We start from the raw sequence: 15093 nt of genomic DNA, 5'->3' as shown, positions 1-15093 counted from the left end.
TGTTCTGTCTCCATCGGGCGACACGCTAAAAGCTCGCCTGCGGTGGGGAGATGACAATCGCGTGAATTCTCTACGTTTTTTTAACGCCTGCGCCTGTTTTTTAGCGGTGCAAAGATGGCACGTTATGTGCAATAATATACGGGTAGATGCTCATTCCATCTCTTATGCTCGCCTTTTGGCCTCATAAACTCAGGAATGATGCAGAGCCGTTTACGGTGCTTATCGTCCACTGACAGATGTCGCTTACGCCTCATCAAACACCCTGGACACAACGTTGAGTGAAGCACCCCTTTATGTTGTCATACAGACCTGTTTTGACGCCTGCCCCTTAACCGGGCAGGCGTTTTTTTATGCATCCCGAATGATTTTGTGTAGGCGGTAGGCCCGGTAAGCGAAGCGCCACCGGGCAAGAGGGAATTACTGCGGGGGATTGTTCTGTAATGTCAGCATCAGGCCGTCGCGCCGCATGATGGCGGCCTCTTCCGGTTGATGCAGTCGATCAAGCGCATCGGCAAGCCAGGCATAATCATACGCGTCCGGGCGTTGTTTCAGCGCGGCGCGGAAAGCCAGGGTCGCCTCCTGCCATTCACCATGTTTCATCAGCGACTGGCCGAGCGTGCTCCATAACAGCGGGCGATCGCCTACCGTCTTGATTTGCTGGCGCAGCACTTTCTCCAGTTGTTCCGGATTATTGGTTCTGAGGCGAGGAATGGGCAGCACCAGCCGATCGTCATACTGGCGTTTCAGACCGTCGATGATAATCTGCTGCGCCATATCATGATCGTCACATTCGATCAGATGCTCGGCCATCGCGACCTGAAGCGCCACCTGATGGCGGGTTTTACGGCTTTGGTTTTTCCACCAGGTGCGTAATCCTTCGCTGCCCTGCTCGGCGCGCGCCTGATCCATTAGTCCTATCCACGCCTGTTGTTCGAGCATGGCGCGATGTGCTTCATCGCCGACGTGCGCTTTCGCCATGGACGGGATGATATCCAGTAAAGAACTCCATGCGCTGGTGCGAATATAGGCCTGCTCCGCCAGACGCAGGACTTCCGGGTGACGCGGCGTGACCTCCAGCAGTTTGTCCACGCCGTGACGCGCCGCATGATTTTCATTGCGCGCCAGCTGTAAGCGCACGCGCGTGATCTCGACCGGGATGGTGTCGTTTCCCGCCAACTCTGCCGCACGCTCAAGGTGCTGATTGGCACGGGCTTCATCGCCGCGCTGCTGCGCCGCTTCTGCCGCCAGCAGATAGTTCACCACCGGCTGTTCCGCATGGTCGGCATTTTTTGACATCAGCTTTTCAACCTGCTGATAGTCGCCCTCCGCCAGCTTCAGCAGCGCCTGTTCGGTCTGCTTGCGGGCGCGACGACGTTTCCGTCCGGCAAACCAACCGCGGGTGTGCGCGCCGGTACGAAACAGACGGCGTAGCAACCATTCAATGGCGAATAACACCACCATAGCGACGATGAGAATGATCGCCAGCCCGGTTACGCTGGTTTCAATGTTGTAGTTATCGGTCTGGATTAACACATAGCCCTGGTGACCGGCAAGCATCGGGCCGACCACGATACCCGCGAGCAACAACACAAAGAGCAATAATACTTTTAGCATCATTATTCTCCTTGCGGCGCGGCTGCCGGAGCGTCTGTCTGCGTGGCGGGCGCTTCCGTAGAGGCTGTCGGTTGCGCCAGCAGATTACGCACGCGGGTTTGCATCAATTTTTCAAGTATCGCCTGGCTTTGCAGCGTTTCCGGCAGATCCATGGTGATATTTTGCTGGCTTAATTTATCAACCTCCTCCAGGAAGGCTTTTGTCGCGGCATCGTCAGTATCATAGTAAGCGCGAACCCAGGTTGAAACGTTATCCAGCGCCTGGCGGTAGGTTTCTTCCTGATGGCGTGGGACGGCCTGTGCGGCGACTAACAGGCGGGAGCGAATATTTTCGCGCAAATAGACGTCCTGGTTCGGCGCCAGCAGCGGTACGGCGGTATCATCGCGGCGGCGAATGGTAATAAAGCTGTCCATAAAGTTCTGCCAGCTTTTTTGCAAGTTAACGCGCCATTCGCTTAGCGAACTGGACAGTTCGCTGCTATCTGAATCCATCGGCGAATCATCGGTATCGTTATCCGCCAGACGCAGGTTATCGATTTGGTTAGAGAGCTGATTGAGTTTGAGAATAATGCCGTCGTAGTCGACCTGTGCAACGGATGACAGGCTGGCGATATCGTCAGTAATCGCGCGTCTGGCGGTAATCAGGCTGGGGTCGTTCATGTCCGCCAGGCTAGCGTCAGCGCTTTTGAGCAGCGCAGCGGCGGTAGTGACGTCCTGATCGCTCCACAGCTTGCGTCCGGCGAGTTTTACCAGAAAATCAGCCTGCGCCAGCAGCCAGGTTTTGGCGTCGCTGCCGGAAATGGTGGCGACTTTCTGTTGTAGCTCATCAAGCTGTTTCGCCATCGTTGCCTGTTGGCGATTCGCGTCATCTAACTGCATCGCTTGTTTTTTAATAATCCCTTCCAGCTCCGCTTTTTGGCTCTCTTGGGCCTTTTGCAGGGCGGTCAGTTGATTCGCCAGCGCATCGCTGGTTTCCGTTTGCGTAGTCGCCTGCTGTTTTCCCCAGCCATAAAGCCCAATACCTGCCGCCAGGGCAATCGCGATTGCCACCGCGCTTAATACCAGCGCGGCGCCGTTTTTACTTTTTTTCTCGGTATTCACTGGCTGTGGCGTGGTTTCCACGGTCTCCCTGGTCTCATCAACCACGGCGGAGGATTTTTCTTGTTCCGTCATTATGGCATCCCATTATGAGAGTTATTGTAATGCGCGCAACAGCGCATCGTTGTCGGCGTTATCAGCGACCTTAATATCCTGCCAGCCCAGTTCCCGGGCGAGGTACGCCAGACGCTCACTGACGACCAACAGCCGACAGCGTAGTAACCAGTGCTCACGATACCACTGGGGGATCAGCGACCAGAGCTGTTGCAACATCTCGCCGCTGGTGACAACAAGCGTTGTTACGCCGCGAGCATGCCAGCGCATCGCCTCTTCCGCGCCATCGTAATGTTTTACACATCGTTGATAACATTCACAAAAACTGACTTCGGCTCCGCGAGCTGTCAGGGTTTCGCCCAGCAGCTCGCGACCACCGTTGCCACGCAAAATCAGCGCGCGTTTGCCCGCAATATTTTGTAATTCAGGTAATTGTAGCAAGACTTCGCTGATTTCCCGATCCAATGGATAACGAATATCGAACCCGTTAACGGTATGAAGGGCGAGCGCCGTGGTGCGGCCGATCGCGAAATAGCGCGGCGACGCAGGCCAGTACCGACCCGCTTGCTGGAGTTGGGCGTGGGCGAAGGCGACGGCGTGCTGTGAAAGGGCGAACACCAGATCGTTTTCCGTCAGCGTCGAGAGGCGGTCGGCCAGGGTGGGCAGCTCGCGACCGGCGACAAATTCAATCAGCGGAAAACTCCAGGCCACCTGCCCCAGTGCGCGCAGACGGCTCACTAATGCTTCCCCTGCGGGAGAGGGGCGGGTGACCAGAATACTCATGCGGGCGCCTCGCCGTTATAAACTGCCGTCAGAATCGCGCGCGCGCCGTTTTCCAGCAGTTCTTCCGCAAGCGAGATGCCCATTTGCTCCGCCTGCTCGGGAGAACCACGACGTTCGCCGCGCACCATCACCGAACCGTCCGGCGCGCCAACCAGCGCCCGCAGCCAAATTTCGCCGTTGAAGATTTCCGCATAGCTGCCGATCGGCACCTGACAGCCGCCTTCCAGGCGAGTGTTCATGGCGCGCTCCGCCGTGACGCGCAGCGCGGTTTGCGGGTGGTTCAGTGGCGCGAGTAGTGCGTGTGTGCGCGCGTCGTCAAGACGACACTCAATCCCGATCGCGCCCTGGCCTACGGCAGGAAGCGAAACTTCGGGCGGCAAGGCTGTACGAATGCGCGACGCCAGGCCTAAGCGTTTCAGTCCGGCCACGGCCAGGATAATGGCGTCATAGTCCCCGTTGTCCAGTTTGCCGAGGCGTGTGCCAACGTTGCCGCGCAACGAACGGATAATGAGGTCCGGCCGACGCTCCGCCAGTTGGCACTGACGACGCAGACTGGACGTCCCGACGATACTACCCGCGGGCAGATCGTCCAGACTGTGATATTGATTCGAGACAAACGCGTCGCGCGGATCTTCGCGCTCGCAAATCGTCACCAGCCCGAGACCGTCCGGGAAGGCCACCGGAACGTCTTTCATGGAGTGTACGGCGATATCGGCGCGCTTTTCCAGCAGCGCGATTTCAAGCTCTTTAACAAACAGACCCTTACCGCCCACTTTCGCCAGGGGAGTATCGAGGATCACATCGCCGCGTGTGACCATCGGCACCAGTTCTACCGTCAGTCCCGGATGGGTTGCCATCAATGCGTCTTTGACATAATGTGCCTGCCAAAGCGCAAGGGGACTTTGGCGTGTGGCAATTTTTAAAACATTGTCTAACATGCTTGTTACCGTCATTATCAATCATTGACCATCCTAACATCCTTATAGAGAGGATGTTAGTTTTCCGGTCACCGTGAGTGAGTGGATAAGGCGTTGTGTCGTCAATGGCAGTGAATAATGACGAGAAACCGCCAGCCCGTATTTAAGAATTTACACGCAGCGAACGGTGCTACACTTGTATGTAGCGCATCTTTCTTTACGGTCAATGAGCAAGGTGTTAAATTGATCACGTTTTAGACCATTTTTTCGTCGGTATTAGATAAAAATATGCAGACGAGAAAGGGCAACGGTTATTTTTGACATACGGTTTATCCCGAATGGCGACGGCGAGGTACTGACCTGAACCATGACGGGTAGCAACATCAGGCGATACGTCTTGTACCTCTATATTGAGACTCTGAAACAGAGACTGGATGCCATAAATCAACTGCGCGTGGATCGCGCGCTTGCTGCCATGGGGCCCGCTTTTCAGCAGGTTTACAGTCTTCTGCCGACATTATTGCACTATCATCATCCACTGATGCCGGGTTACCTTGATGGTAACGTTCCCAGCGGTATTTGCTTCTACAAGCCTGATGAAACCCAACGCCACTATCTGAACGAACTTGAGTTATACCGCGGTATGACGCCGGAGGACCCGCCGAAGGGCGAACTGCCGATTACTGGCGTTTACACTATGGGCAGCACCTCTTCCGTCGGGCAGAGCTGCTCGTCTGATTTGGATATCTGGGTGTGTCATCAGGCCTGGCTCGATGGCGAAGAGCGCCAGTTGCTGCAACGTAAATGTAGCTTGCTGGAAAGCTGGGCTGCCTCGCTTGGCGTTGAGGTGAGCTTCTTCCTGATCGACGAAAACCGTTTCCGTCATAATGAAAGCGGCAGTCTGGGCGGGGAAGACTGCGGTTCTACGCAGCATATCCTGTTGCTTGATGAGTTCTATCGTACCGCTGTGCGCTTGGCCGGGAAGCGTATACTGTGGAGTATGGTGCCGTGTGACGAAGAAGAGCATTATGACGACTATGTTATGACGCTCTACGCGCAGGGTGTATTAACGCCAAACGAATGGCTGGATTTGGGGGGCTTAAGTTCGCTCTCCGCCGAAGAGTACTTTGGCGCCAGCCTGTGGCAACTGTATAAAAGTATTGACTCGCCGTACAAAGCGGTGCTGAAAACACTGCTGCTGGAAGCCTACTCATGGGAATACCCCAACCCACGACTGCTGGCGAAAGATATTAAACAACGTCTGCATGACGGTGAAATCGTATCGTTTGGACTCGATCCCTACTGCATGATGCTGGAACGGGTCACTGAATACCTGACGGCGATTGAAGATCCGACTCGGCTGGATTTAGTCCGCCGCTGCTTCTACCTGAAAGTGTGCGAGAAATTAAGTCGCGAGCGTGCCTGCGTAGGCTGGCGTCGGGAAGTATTAAGCCAGTTAGTCAGCGAGTGGGGATGGGGCGACGCGCGTCTGGCCATGCTCGATAATCGCGCGAACTGGAAAATCGATCAGGTGCGGGAAGCTCACAACGAATTGCTCGACGCAATGATGCAGAGCTACCGTAATCTGATTCGCTTTGCGCGGCGCAACAACCTCAGCGTTAGCGCCAGCCCGCAGGATATCGGCGTACTGACGCGTAAGCTGTACGCCGCCTTTGAAGCGTTGCCGGGTAAAGTTACGCTGGTGAACCCGCAGATATCGCCGGATCTGTCCGAGCCGAATTTAACCTTTATCCATGTGCCGCCGGGGCGCGCCAACCGTTCAGGATGGTATCTCTATAATCGCGCGCCGAACATGGATTCCATCATCAGCCATCAGCCGCTGGAATATAACCGTTATCTTAATAAGCTGGTCGCGTGGGCATGGTTTAATGGCCTGCTGACGTCACGGACGCACCTGTTTATTAAGGGCAACGGTATTGTCGACCTGCCTAAGCTACAGGAGATGGTCGCCGATGTTTCGCACCATTTCCCGCTGCGTTTGCCGGCTCCAACGCCGAAAGCGCTCTACAGCCCCTGTGAAATTCGCCATCTGGCGATTATCGTTAACCTCGAATATGACCCGACGGCGGCGTTTCGCAATAAAGTGGTGCATTTTGACTTCCGTAAGCTGGACGTTTTCAGCTTTGGCGAAGAGCAAAACTGTCTGGTAGGCAGTATCGATTTGTTGTATCGCAACTCGTGGAATGAAGTACGTACTCTGCACTTTAACGGCGAGCAGGCGATGATCGAAGCGCTGAAAACTATTCTGGGGAAAATGCACCAGGATGCCGCGCCGCCGGATAGCGTAGAGGTGTTCTGCTACAGTCAGCATCTTCGCGGCCTGATTCGCACCCGCGTCCAGCAACTGGTCTCCGAATGTATTGAGCTACGTCTTTCCAGCACCCGTCAGGAGACCGGTCGCTTCAAGGCGCTGCGGGTTTCCGGGCAGACGTGGGGCCTATTCTTCGAACGCCTGAATGTCTCGGTGCAGAAGCTGGAGAACGCTATCGAATTCTACGGCGCTATTTCGCATAACAAGCTGCACGGGCTGTCGGTACAGGTGGAAACCAACCATGTGAAATTGCCGTCAGTGGTGGATGGCTTCGCCAGCGAAGGGATTATCCAGTTCTTCTTTGAAGAAACGGGCGATGAGAAAGGCTTTAATATTTATATTCTGGATGAAAGTAACCGGGCGGAAGTGTATCACCATTGCGAAGGTAGCAAGGAAGAACTGGTGCGCGACGTCAGTCGCTTCTATTCGTCATCGCACGATCGCTTCACGTATGGCTCCAGCTTTATCAACTTTAACCTGCCGCAGTTCTACCAGATAGTGAAAACCGATGGCCGCGCGCAGGTGATTCCATTCCGTACACAGCCTATCAACACCGTACCGCCCGCAAACCAGGATCATGACGCGCCGCTATTGCAGCAATATTTCTTATAGTTAGCGCGCCGGATGGCGACGCTGGCGCGTCTTATCCGGTCTACGTTCGGCTCCGGTAGGCCCGATAAGCGCAGCGCTACCGGGCAATAAAGCACTTAGCGGAAGCTCACCGCCTCGCCCGCCTGCTGTGTCGCCGCCTGCTCCAGCAGATCCCAGAAGGTTGCGCCGCTGCGGTCGCAAATCCACTCGTCGCCTTTCAAATCGAAATGATAGCCGCCCTGTTTAGTCGCCAGCCACACCTGATGCAGCGGCTCCTGACGGTTGATAATGATCTTACTACCGTTCTCAAAGCTGAGGGTCAGCACGCCGCCGTTGATTTCGCAGTCGATATCGCTGTCGCCGTCCCAGTCATCGAGACGTTCTTCAATGGTTAGCCACAGGGTGTCAGCCAGGCGATGAAATTCACTGTCGTTCATTGTCGTTTCCCGTTTTTTCGTGATGTCGGCAGTATAACCTGGAACAAAAGGCGTTGCAGTTTATCGCCAAACTCTTGCTTTTACGCCTTCTCCTGCGATGATAGAAAACAGAAAGCATGAACTTACAGGCAATCCATAATGAAAAACGTGTTTAAGACACTCGCTGTACTCCTGACTCTGTTCAGCCTGACGGGTTGCGGTTTGAAAGGGCCGCTTTATTTCCCGCCAGCCGATAAAAATACGCCGCCGCCGACGAAAAAAGTCGATTCACAAACGCAGTCCACGCTGCCCGATAAGAACGATCGCGCAACGGGAGATGGCCCATCCCAGGTCAATTACTGAGGATAATTTTCTGTCCCCGCGTGAACGGAGTGAATGATGCAATTCTCTAAAATGCATGGCCTTGGCAACGATTTTATGGTCGTCGACGCGGTAACGCAGAATGTCTTTTTTTCGCCGGAGCTGATTCGTCGATTGTCCGACAGACACCTGGGCGTAGGATTCGATCAGCTACTGGTGGTTGAGCCGCCCTATGATCCTGAGCTGGACTTTCATTACCGCATATTCAACGCCGACGGCAGCGAAGTCTCGCAGTGCGGTAATGGCGCTCGCTGTTTCGCACGATTTGTTCGCCTGAAAGGGCTAACCAATAAACGCGATATTCGGGTCAGTACCACGAATGGCCGGATAGTGCTGAGCGTCACGGAAGATGAACTGGTGCGGGTGAATATGGGAGAGCCAAACTTTGAACCCGCGCAGGTGCCTTTTCGCGCCAACAAAGCGGAAAAGACGTATATTATGCGTGCAGCGGAACAAACCATACTATGCGGCGTGGTTTCAATGGGCAACCCGCACTGTGTCATTCAGGTTGATAACGTCGACACGGCGGCCGTTGACACCCTGGGACCGGTTCTGGAAAGCCATGAGCGTTTTCCTGAACGCGCCAATATCGGCTTTATGCAGGTTGTAAGACGCGAGCATATCCGGCTGCGTGTCTATGAACGCGGCGCAGGGGAGACCCGCGCATGCGGCAGCGGCGCGTGCGCTGCCGTTGCAGTAGGGATTCAGCAAGGACTGTTGGCTGAAGAGGTACGCGTGGAGTTACCGGGCGGTCGACTGGATATCGCCTGGAAAGGTCCGGGTCATCCGTTATACATGACTGGCCCGGCGGCACATGTCTACGACGGATTTATCCATTTATGAAGCAACCAGAGGAAGAACTACAGGAAACGCTCACGGAACTGGACGATCGAGCGGTCCTCGATTACCTGCGCCGTCACCCTGAGTTTTTTGTCCGTAATGCCCATGCCGTGGAAGCGATGCGTGTTCCCCATCCCGTGCGGGGAACGGTTTCGCTCGTTGAGTGGCATATGGCCCGCGCGCGTAATCACATCCATGCGCTTGAAGAAAATATGACGTTGTTGATGGAACAGGCCCATGCCAACGAAAGCCTGTTTTATCGCCTGCTGCATCTACAAAGTCGTCTGGCAGCCGCGGATAGTCTGGATGAGCTGCTGATGCGATTTCACCGCTGGGCGCGCGAGCAGGGGCTTGCCGGCGCGACGCTGCGTCTGTTCCCGGATCGGTGGCGACTTGGCGCGCCATCGCGCTATACGCATCTGGCCTTAAACCGACAGGCTTTCGAGCCGCTGCGTATTCAGCGACTGAGACAGTCGCAGCATTATCTTGGCCCGCTAAATGGCCCGGAACTACTGGTGGTTTTGCCGGAAGCGAAAGCGATTGGTTCAGTCGCGATGTCAATGCTGGGCCGTGACGGCGATCTCGGCGTCGTGCTTTTCAGCAGCCGCGACGTTCATCATTATCAGCCGGGACAGGGGACGCAGTTTTTGCAGGAGATCGCGCTGATGTTGCCGGAATTGCTGGAACGCTGGATTGCACGCGTATGACGGATGTTGCGCTTTCTCAGGATGTCTCGCGGTTTTTACGCTACTTAGGCGTGGAGCGCCAGCTTAGCCCCATTACCCTGCTGAATTACCAGCGTCAGCTTGATGCCATTATCGCTTTAGCCGGAGAAGCCGGGCTGAAAAGCTGGCAACAATGTGACGCTGTGATGGTGCGCGGTTTTGCGGTGCGCAGTCGACGCAAAGGGCTTGGCCCTGCCAGTCTGGCGCTACGTCTCTCGGCATTGCGTAGCTTTTTTGACTGGTTAGTCAGCCAGGGCGAGTTGAAAGCCAACCCGGCGAAGGGCGTCTCCGCACCGAAAGCGCCGCGCCATCTGCCGAAAAATATCGATGTCGACGATGTTAACCGCCTGCTGGACATCGATCTCAACGACCCACTCGCCGTCCGCGATCGGGCGATGCTGGAGGTGATGTACGGCGCGGGGCTGCGTTTATCCGAACTGGTTGGTCTGGACATAAAACACCTCGATCTTGATACCGGCGAAGTGTGGGTAATGGGCAAAGGCAGCAAAGAGCGACGCCTGCCGATTGGCCGTAACGCGGTGACGTGGATTGAGCACTGGCTGGATCTGCGTGGCCTGTTCGCCAGCGATGAAGAGGCGTTATTTCTGTCGAAGCTCGGCAAGCGTATCTCCGCGCGTAATGTCCAAAAACGGTTTGCCGAATGGGGCATAAAGCAGGGGCTGAACAGTCACGTGCATCCGCATAAACTGCGCCACTCGTTCGCGACGCATATGCTGGAATCAAGCGGCGATCTGCGCGGCGTGCAAGAGTTGCTGGGTCATGCCAACCTTTCCACCACCCAAATTTATACTCATCTTGATTTTCAACACCTTGCTTCGGTGTACGACGCGGCGCATCCGCGCGCTAAACGGGGGAAATAATGCGTTTTTACCGGCCTTTGGGGCGTATTGCCGCGCTCACCTTTGACCTGGATGATACCCTTTATGATAACCGTCCGGTGATTTTGCGTACTGAGCAGGAAGCGCTCGCTTTTATGCAAAATTATCACCCGTCGCTACGTTCGTTTCAAAACGTCGATTTACAGCGGATACGGCAGGCGGTGCGTGAAGCGGAGCCGGAAATCTATCATGACGTTACCCGCTGGCGCCATCGCGCGATAGAGCAGGCCATGCGGGATGCGGGATTATCGGCGCAGGAGGCCATTGCCGGCGCGAATGCGGCGATGATGCATTTTGCCAAATGGCGCAGCCAGATTGAGGTTCCGCAGGCTACCCATGAGACGTTACAGCAGCTTGCGAAAAAATGGCCGCTGGTGGCGATCACTAACGGCAACGCCCAGCCGGAACTGTTTGGCCTCGGCGATTACTTTAAGTTTGTACTGCGCGCCGGCCCGGATGGGCGTTCCAAGCCGTTTAGCGACATGTATTTCCTGGCGGCGGAAAAACTGCATGTGCCGATCGGCGAGATCCTACATGTCGGCGACGATCTGACTACCGATGTGGCCGGCGCTATTCGCTGTGGGATGCAGGCCTGCTGGATTAAACCGGAAGATGCCGACCTGATGCGAACGCAGGACAGCCGTTTACTGCCGCATATCGAAATTTCGCGGTTGGCATCTCTCACCTCGCTGATATAATCACCAGTAGTTCTGTATAAATTCCCAGTTATTCTGGCGGATGGCGCTATGCTTATCCGCCCTACGATAAGTAGGCCCGGTAAGCGAAGCGCCACCGGGCGTTTTTAGTTTTCATGTTTTTACGCGGCGGTGCCAATGGACGTTTCTTACCTGCTCGATAGCCTTAATGATAAACAGCGCGAAGCGGTGGCCGCGCCACGTAGCAACATGCTGGTGCTGGCAGGCGCGGGAAGCGGGAAAACCCGTGTGTTGGTGCACCGCATCGCCTGGTTACTGAGCGTAGAAAACAACTCGCCGTATTCCATCATGGCAGTGACCTTTACCAACAAAGCGGCGGCGGAAATGCGCCATCGTATTGGCCAGTTGATGGGGACCAGCCAGGGCGGAATGTGGGTAGGGACGTTCCACGGTCTGGCGCACCGCTTGCTGCGTGCGCATCATATGGACGCTAATTTGCCGCAGGATTTCCAGATTCTCGACAGCGAAGATCAGATGCGTTTGCTTAAACGCCTGATTAAGGCGATGAATCTTGATGAGAAGCAGTGGCCGCCGCGTCAGGCGATGTGGTACATCAATAGCCAGAAAGACGAAGGGCTACGCCCGCACCATATCCAAAGCTATGGCAATCCGGTGGAGCAGACCTGGCAGAAGGTGTATCAGGCCTATCAGGAAGCGTGCGATCGCGCTGGTCTGGTGGATTTCGCCGAGCTACTGCTGCGCGCTCATGAACTATGGCTGAACAAGCCGCACATCCTGCAGCACTACCGCGAGCGGTTTACCAATATCCTGGTGGACGAATTCCAGGATACCAATAACATTCAGTACGCCTGGGTTCGTCTGCTGGCGGGCGATACCGGGAAAGTGATGATTGTCGGCGACGATGACCAGTCGATCTACGGCTGGCGCGGAGCGCAGGTAGAGAACATCCAGCGTTTCCTCAATGATTTTCCCGGCGCGCAGACCATTCGTCTGGAGCAGAACTACCGCTCGACCAGCAACATCCTCAGCGCGGCGAACGCTCTGATTGAGAATAATAATGGGCGTTTGGGTAAAAAGCTGTGGACTGACGGCGTTGACGGCGAACCGATATCGCTGTACTGCGCTTTCAACGAACTGGATGAAGCGCGCTTTGTGGTTAACCGCATCAAAACCTGGCAGGACAACGGCGGCGCGCTTGCGCAATGTGCCATCCTCTATCGCAGCAACGCCCAGTCGCGCGTGCTGGAAGAAGCTTTATTACAGGCCAGTATGCCGTACCGGATTTACGGCGGTATGCGCTTCTTCGAACGTCAGGAGATCAAAGATGCGCTCTCTTATCTACGTTTGATTGCCAATCGCAACGATGATGCCGCGTTTGAACGCGTGGTGAATACCCCGACGCGCGGTATCGGCGACCGCACGCTGGACGTGGTGCGCCAGACCTCGCGCGATCGCCAGCTAACATTGTGGCAGGCGTGCCGTGAATTGTTACAGGAAAAAGCCCTGGCCGGGCGTGCGGCCAGCGCGCTACAACGCTTTATGGAACTGATCGACGCCCTGGCGCAGGAAACCGCCGACATGCCGCTGCATGTGCAGACTGACCGGGTGATCAAAGATTCCGGTCTGCGCACCATGTATGAGCAAGAAAAAGGCGAGAAAGGCCAGACGCGCATCGAAAACTTAGAGGAACTGGTGACGGCGACGCGGCAGTTCAGCTACAACGACGAAGATGAAGATTTGATGCCGTTGCAGGCCTTCCTCTCTCACGCGGCGCTGGAAGCGGGCGAGGGGCAGGCGGATACCTGGCAGGATGCGGTACAACTGATGACGCTGCACTCGGCCAAAGGCCTGGAGTTTCCACAGGTGTTTATTGTCGGCATGGAAGAAGGGATGTTCCCCAGCCAGATGTCGCTGGATGAGGGCGGGCGTCTGGAAGAGGAGCGTCGTCTGGCCTACGTCGGGGTTACTCGCGCCATGCAGAAACTAACGTTAACTTATGCCGAAACGCGTCGTCTGTACGGTAAAGAGGTCTACCATCGCCCGTCGCGTTTTATCGGCGAGTTGCCGGAGGAGTGCGTGGAGGAGGTACGTCTGCGCGCCACCGTCAGTCGTCCGGTGAGCCATCAACGAATGGGAACGCCGCTGGCGGAAAACGACACAGGCTATAAACTCGGCCAACGCGTGCGCCATGCGAAGTTCGGCGAGGGAACTATTGTCAACCTGGAGGGCAGCGGTGAGCATAGCCGGTTGCAGGTGGCTTTTCAGGGGCAAGGGATCAAATGGCTGGTGGCCGCGTATGCGAAGTTGGAAACGGTTTGACCGACTCTCATATTGCCGGATGACGCGTCTTATCCGGCCTACGCGCGGGCTAACATTTTGATTTGTAGGCCGGATAAGGCGAAGCCGCCATCCGGCGATATTGTGATGTTAATGTTCTGAAATCATAGATAAATACCCTCTCTCTGCTAACCTTTCTGCATAAGGGGAAATTATTGCTTTTTCGCGTTTCGTTGCGTGTTGACGGCAAATTTTTGCTGGCGTAACATGCGCCCACGATTACGCTAAGAGGACATTCGCCTTGGACACACCCAGTAGATACTGGCTCATTATCCTGTCATCCAGGATCAACTCCTAAGGCTATCCCTTTTTGCTGATAGCCTTAGCGGTTGTCAGCGACCTTTCATTTTTCCCGTCGCGTTGAGTCAGGCTGTTTAATGGTCTGAAACCCAATTTGTTTCTGTGTGCCCATCTGAGCTGTCCGATATTTTTACGCATTGGGAGTCCCGGTCATGCTGAGCGCATTTCAACTGGAAAAAAACCGACTGACCCGGCTGGAAGTCGAGGAGTCACAAACCCTGATTGATGCCGTATGGATCGATTTGGTCGAACCGGACGACGACGAGCGATTGCGCGTACAATCTGAGCTGGGCCAGAGTCTGGCAACGCGTCCTGAACTGGAAGATATCGAAGCATCCGCGCGCTTCTTTGAAGACGAAGACGGACTGCATATCCACTCCTTCTTCTTCTTCGAAGATGCGGAAGATCATGCCGGTAACTCTACGGTGGCATTCACTATTCGCGATGGCCGTCTGTTTACGCTGCGTGAACGCGAGCTGCCCGCCTTCCGTTTGTATCGTATGCGCGCCCGCAGCCAGGCGATGGTCGACGGTAATGCTTATGAATTACTGCTCGATCTGTTCGAAACCAAAATTGAACAGCTGGCGGATGAAATCGAAAACATCTACAGCGATCTGGAAAAACTGAGCCGCGTCATTATGGAAGGGCATCAGGGCGATGAATACGACGAAGCGCTCTCCACGCTGGCGGAGCTGGAAGATATCGGCTGGAAGGTACGCCTGTGTCTGATGGATACCCAGCGCGCGCTGAACTTCCTGGTGCGCAAGGCGCGCTTACCGGGCGGGCAACTGGAGCAGGCACGCGAGATTCTACGCGATATCGAATCTCTGCTGCCGCACAATGAATCGCTGTTCCAGAAGGTGAACTTCCTGATGCAGGCGGCGATGGGGTTCATCAACATCGAGCAGAACCGCATCATCAAAATCTTCTCGGTGGTTTCCGTGGTGTTCCTGCCGCCGACGCTGGTCGCTTCCAGCTATGGGATGAACTTCGAATTTATGCCGGAACTGAAATGGAGCTTTGGCTATCCTGGCGCGATTATCTTCATGATCCTCGCCGGGCTGGCACCGTATCTCTACTTTAAGCGTAAGAACTGGCTGTGATTTTAATGCCGGATGGCGCTTCGCTTA

Annotated in this window: 14 protein-coding genes; 9 read left to right on the top strand and 5 right to left on the bottom strand. The window is 55.3% G+C overall.

The genetic code is table 11. The features are described from left to right. Nucleotides 1–417 precede the first annotated feature (417 nt). The 4 genes from hemY to hemC are packed head-to-tail and all read right to left on the bottom strand — an operon-like array spanning nt 418 to nt 4486. Nucleotides 418–1614 (bottom strand): protoheme IX biogenesis protein HemY, encoded by a 1197-nt coding sequence (hemY, locus tag F4V61_RS19090; RefSeq protein ID WP_038397325.1) that lies wholly within the window; start codon nt 1612–1614, stop codon nt 418–420. A 2-nt stretch (nt 1615–1616) separates the two neighbouring features. Beyond that, the gene (hemX, locus tag F4V61_RS19085) at nt 1617–2786 is read right to left on the bottom strand and encodes a uroporphyrinogen-III C-methyltransferase (protein ID WP_038397324.1); all 1170 of its coding nucleotides are present in this window, start codon (nt 2784–2786) and stop codon (nt 1617–1619) included. Between the two features lie 21 nt (nt 2787–2807). Continuing rightward, nucleotides 2808–3548 carry a uroporphyrinogen-III synthase gene (gene hemD / locus F4V61_RS19080; protein ID WP_000026032.1) on the bottom strand — a complete coding sequence of 247 codons (741 nt, stop codon included), beginning with the start codon at nt 3546–3548 and terminating at the stop codon, nt 2808–2810. After that, the gene (gene hemC, locus F4V61_RS19075; RefSeq protein ID WP_000886610.1) at nt 3545–4486 is read right to left on the bottom strand and encodes a hydroxymethylbilane synthase; all 942 of its coding nucleotides are present in this window, start codon (nt 4484–4486) and stop codon (nt 3545–3547) included. Before hemC ends, hemD begins: the two co-directional genes overlap by 4 nt. A 376-nt stretch (nt 4487–4862) precedes the next feature. On the opposite strand from hemC, the gene cyaA reads away from it, so the two are divergent. After that, on the top strand, nt 4863–7409 hold the full coding sequence (gene cyaA / locus F4V61_RS19065; protein WP_000281707.1) for a class I adenylate cyclase: 2547 nt from the start codon (nt 4863–4865) through the stop codon (nt 7407–7409). A gap of 95 nt (nt 7410–7504) precedes the next feature. Here cyaA and cyaY read toward each other — a convergent pair whose 3' ends face one another. Then, the gene (gene cyaY / locus F4V61_RS19060) at nt 7505–7825 is read right to left on the bottom strand and encodes an iron donor protein CyaY (RefSeq protein ID WP_058115566.1); all 321 of its coding nucleotides are present in this window, start codon (nt 7823–7825) and stop codon (nt 7505–7507) included. Nucleotides 7826–7963: 138 nt separating this feature from the next. Between cyaY and lptM the strand changes: the two genes are divergently transcribed. The 8 genes from lptM to corA all read left to right on the top strand — a co-directional run bounded on the left by lptM (nt 7964) and on the right by corA (nt 15066). Further along, entirely contained in the window at nt 7964–8167 is a 204-nt protein-coding gene (lptM, locus tag F4V61_RS19055) for an LPS translocon maturation chaperone LptM (protein WP_000799904.1), read from the top strand. Between the two features lie 36 nt (nt 8168–8203). Further along, entirely contained in the window at nt 8204–9028 is an 825-nt protein-coding gene (gene dapF / locus F4V61_RS19050) for a diaminopimelate epimerase (RefSeq protein ID WP_001160675.1), read from the top strand. Then, nucleotides 9025–9732 (top strand): DUF484 domain-containing protein, encoded by a 708-nt coding sequence (locus tag F4V61_RS19045; RefSeq protein ID WP_000812753.1) that lies wholly within the window; start codon nt 9025–9027, stop codon nt 9730–9732. The genes dapF and F4V61_RS19045 overlap by 4 nt, the downstream gene beginning before the upstream one ends. Beyond that, nucleotides 9729–10631, top strand: a complete 903-nt coding sequence (gene xerC, locus F4V61_RS19040) for a tyrosine recombinase XerC (RefSeq protein WP_000132873.1) — start codon at nt 9729–9731, stop codon at nt 10629–10631. The genes F4V61_RS19045 and xerC overlap by 4 nt, the downstream gene beginning before the upstream one ends. After that, entirely contained in the window at nt 10631–11347 is a 717-nt protein-coding gene (gene yigB / locus F4V61_RS19035; RefSeq protein WP_038397321.1) for a 5-amino-6-(5-phospho-D-ribitylamino)uracil phosphatase YigB, read from the top strand. The genes xerC and yigB overlap by 1 nt, the downstream gene beginning before the upstream one ends. A gap of 135 nt (nt 11348–11482) precedes the next feature. Further along, complete coding sequence (gene uvrD / locus F4V61_RS19030) at nt 11483–13645, top strand: DNA helicase II (protein WP_000383436.1); 2163 nt, start codon at nt 11483–11485, stop codon at nt 13643–13645. Nucleotides 13646–13904: 259 nt separating this feature from the next. Beyond that, nucleotides 13905–13961: a YsgD/CorL family protein gene (gene ysgD / locus F4V61_RS22525; RefSeq protein WP_212723238.1), complete on the top strand. Its 57-nt coding sequence runs from the start codon at nt 13905–13907 to the stop codon at nt 13959–13961. A gap of 154 nt (nt 13962–14115) precedes the next feature. Then, nucleotides 14116–15066, top strand: coding sequence for a magnesium/cobalt transporter CorA (gene corA, locus F4V61_RS19025; protein ID WP_000947142.1), 951 nt, complete (start codon nt 14116–14118; stop codon nt 15064–15066). Nucleotides 15067–15093 lie beyond the last annotated feature (27 nt).

The sequence above is a fragment of the Salmonella enterica subsp. arizonae genome (assembly GCF_008692845.1).
In the GTDB taxonomy this organism is placed as follows: Bacteria; Pseudomonadota; Gammaproteobacteria; order Enterobacterales; family Enterobacteriaceae; genus Salmonella; species Salmonella arizonae.
Note: the sequence above shows the minus strand (reverse complement) of the source record. Positions and strands in the feature narration are given on the sequence as shown.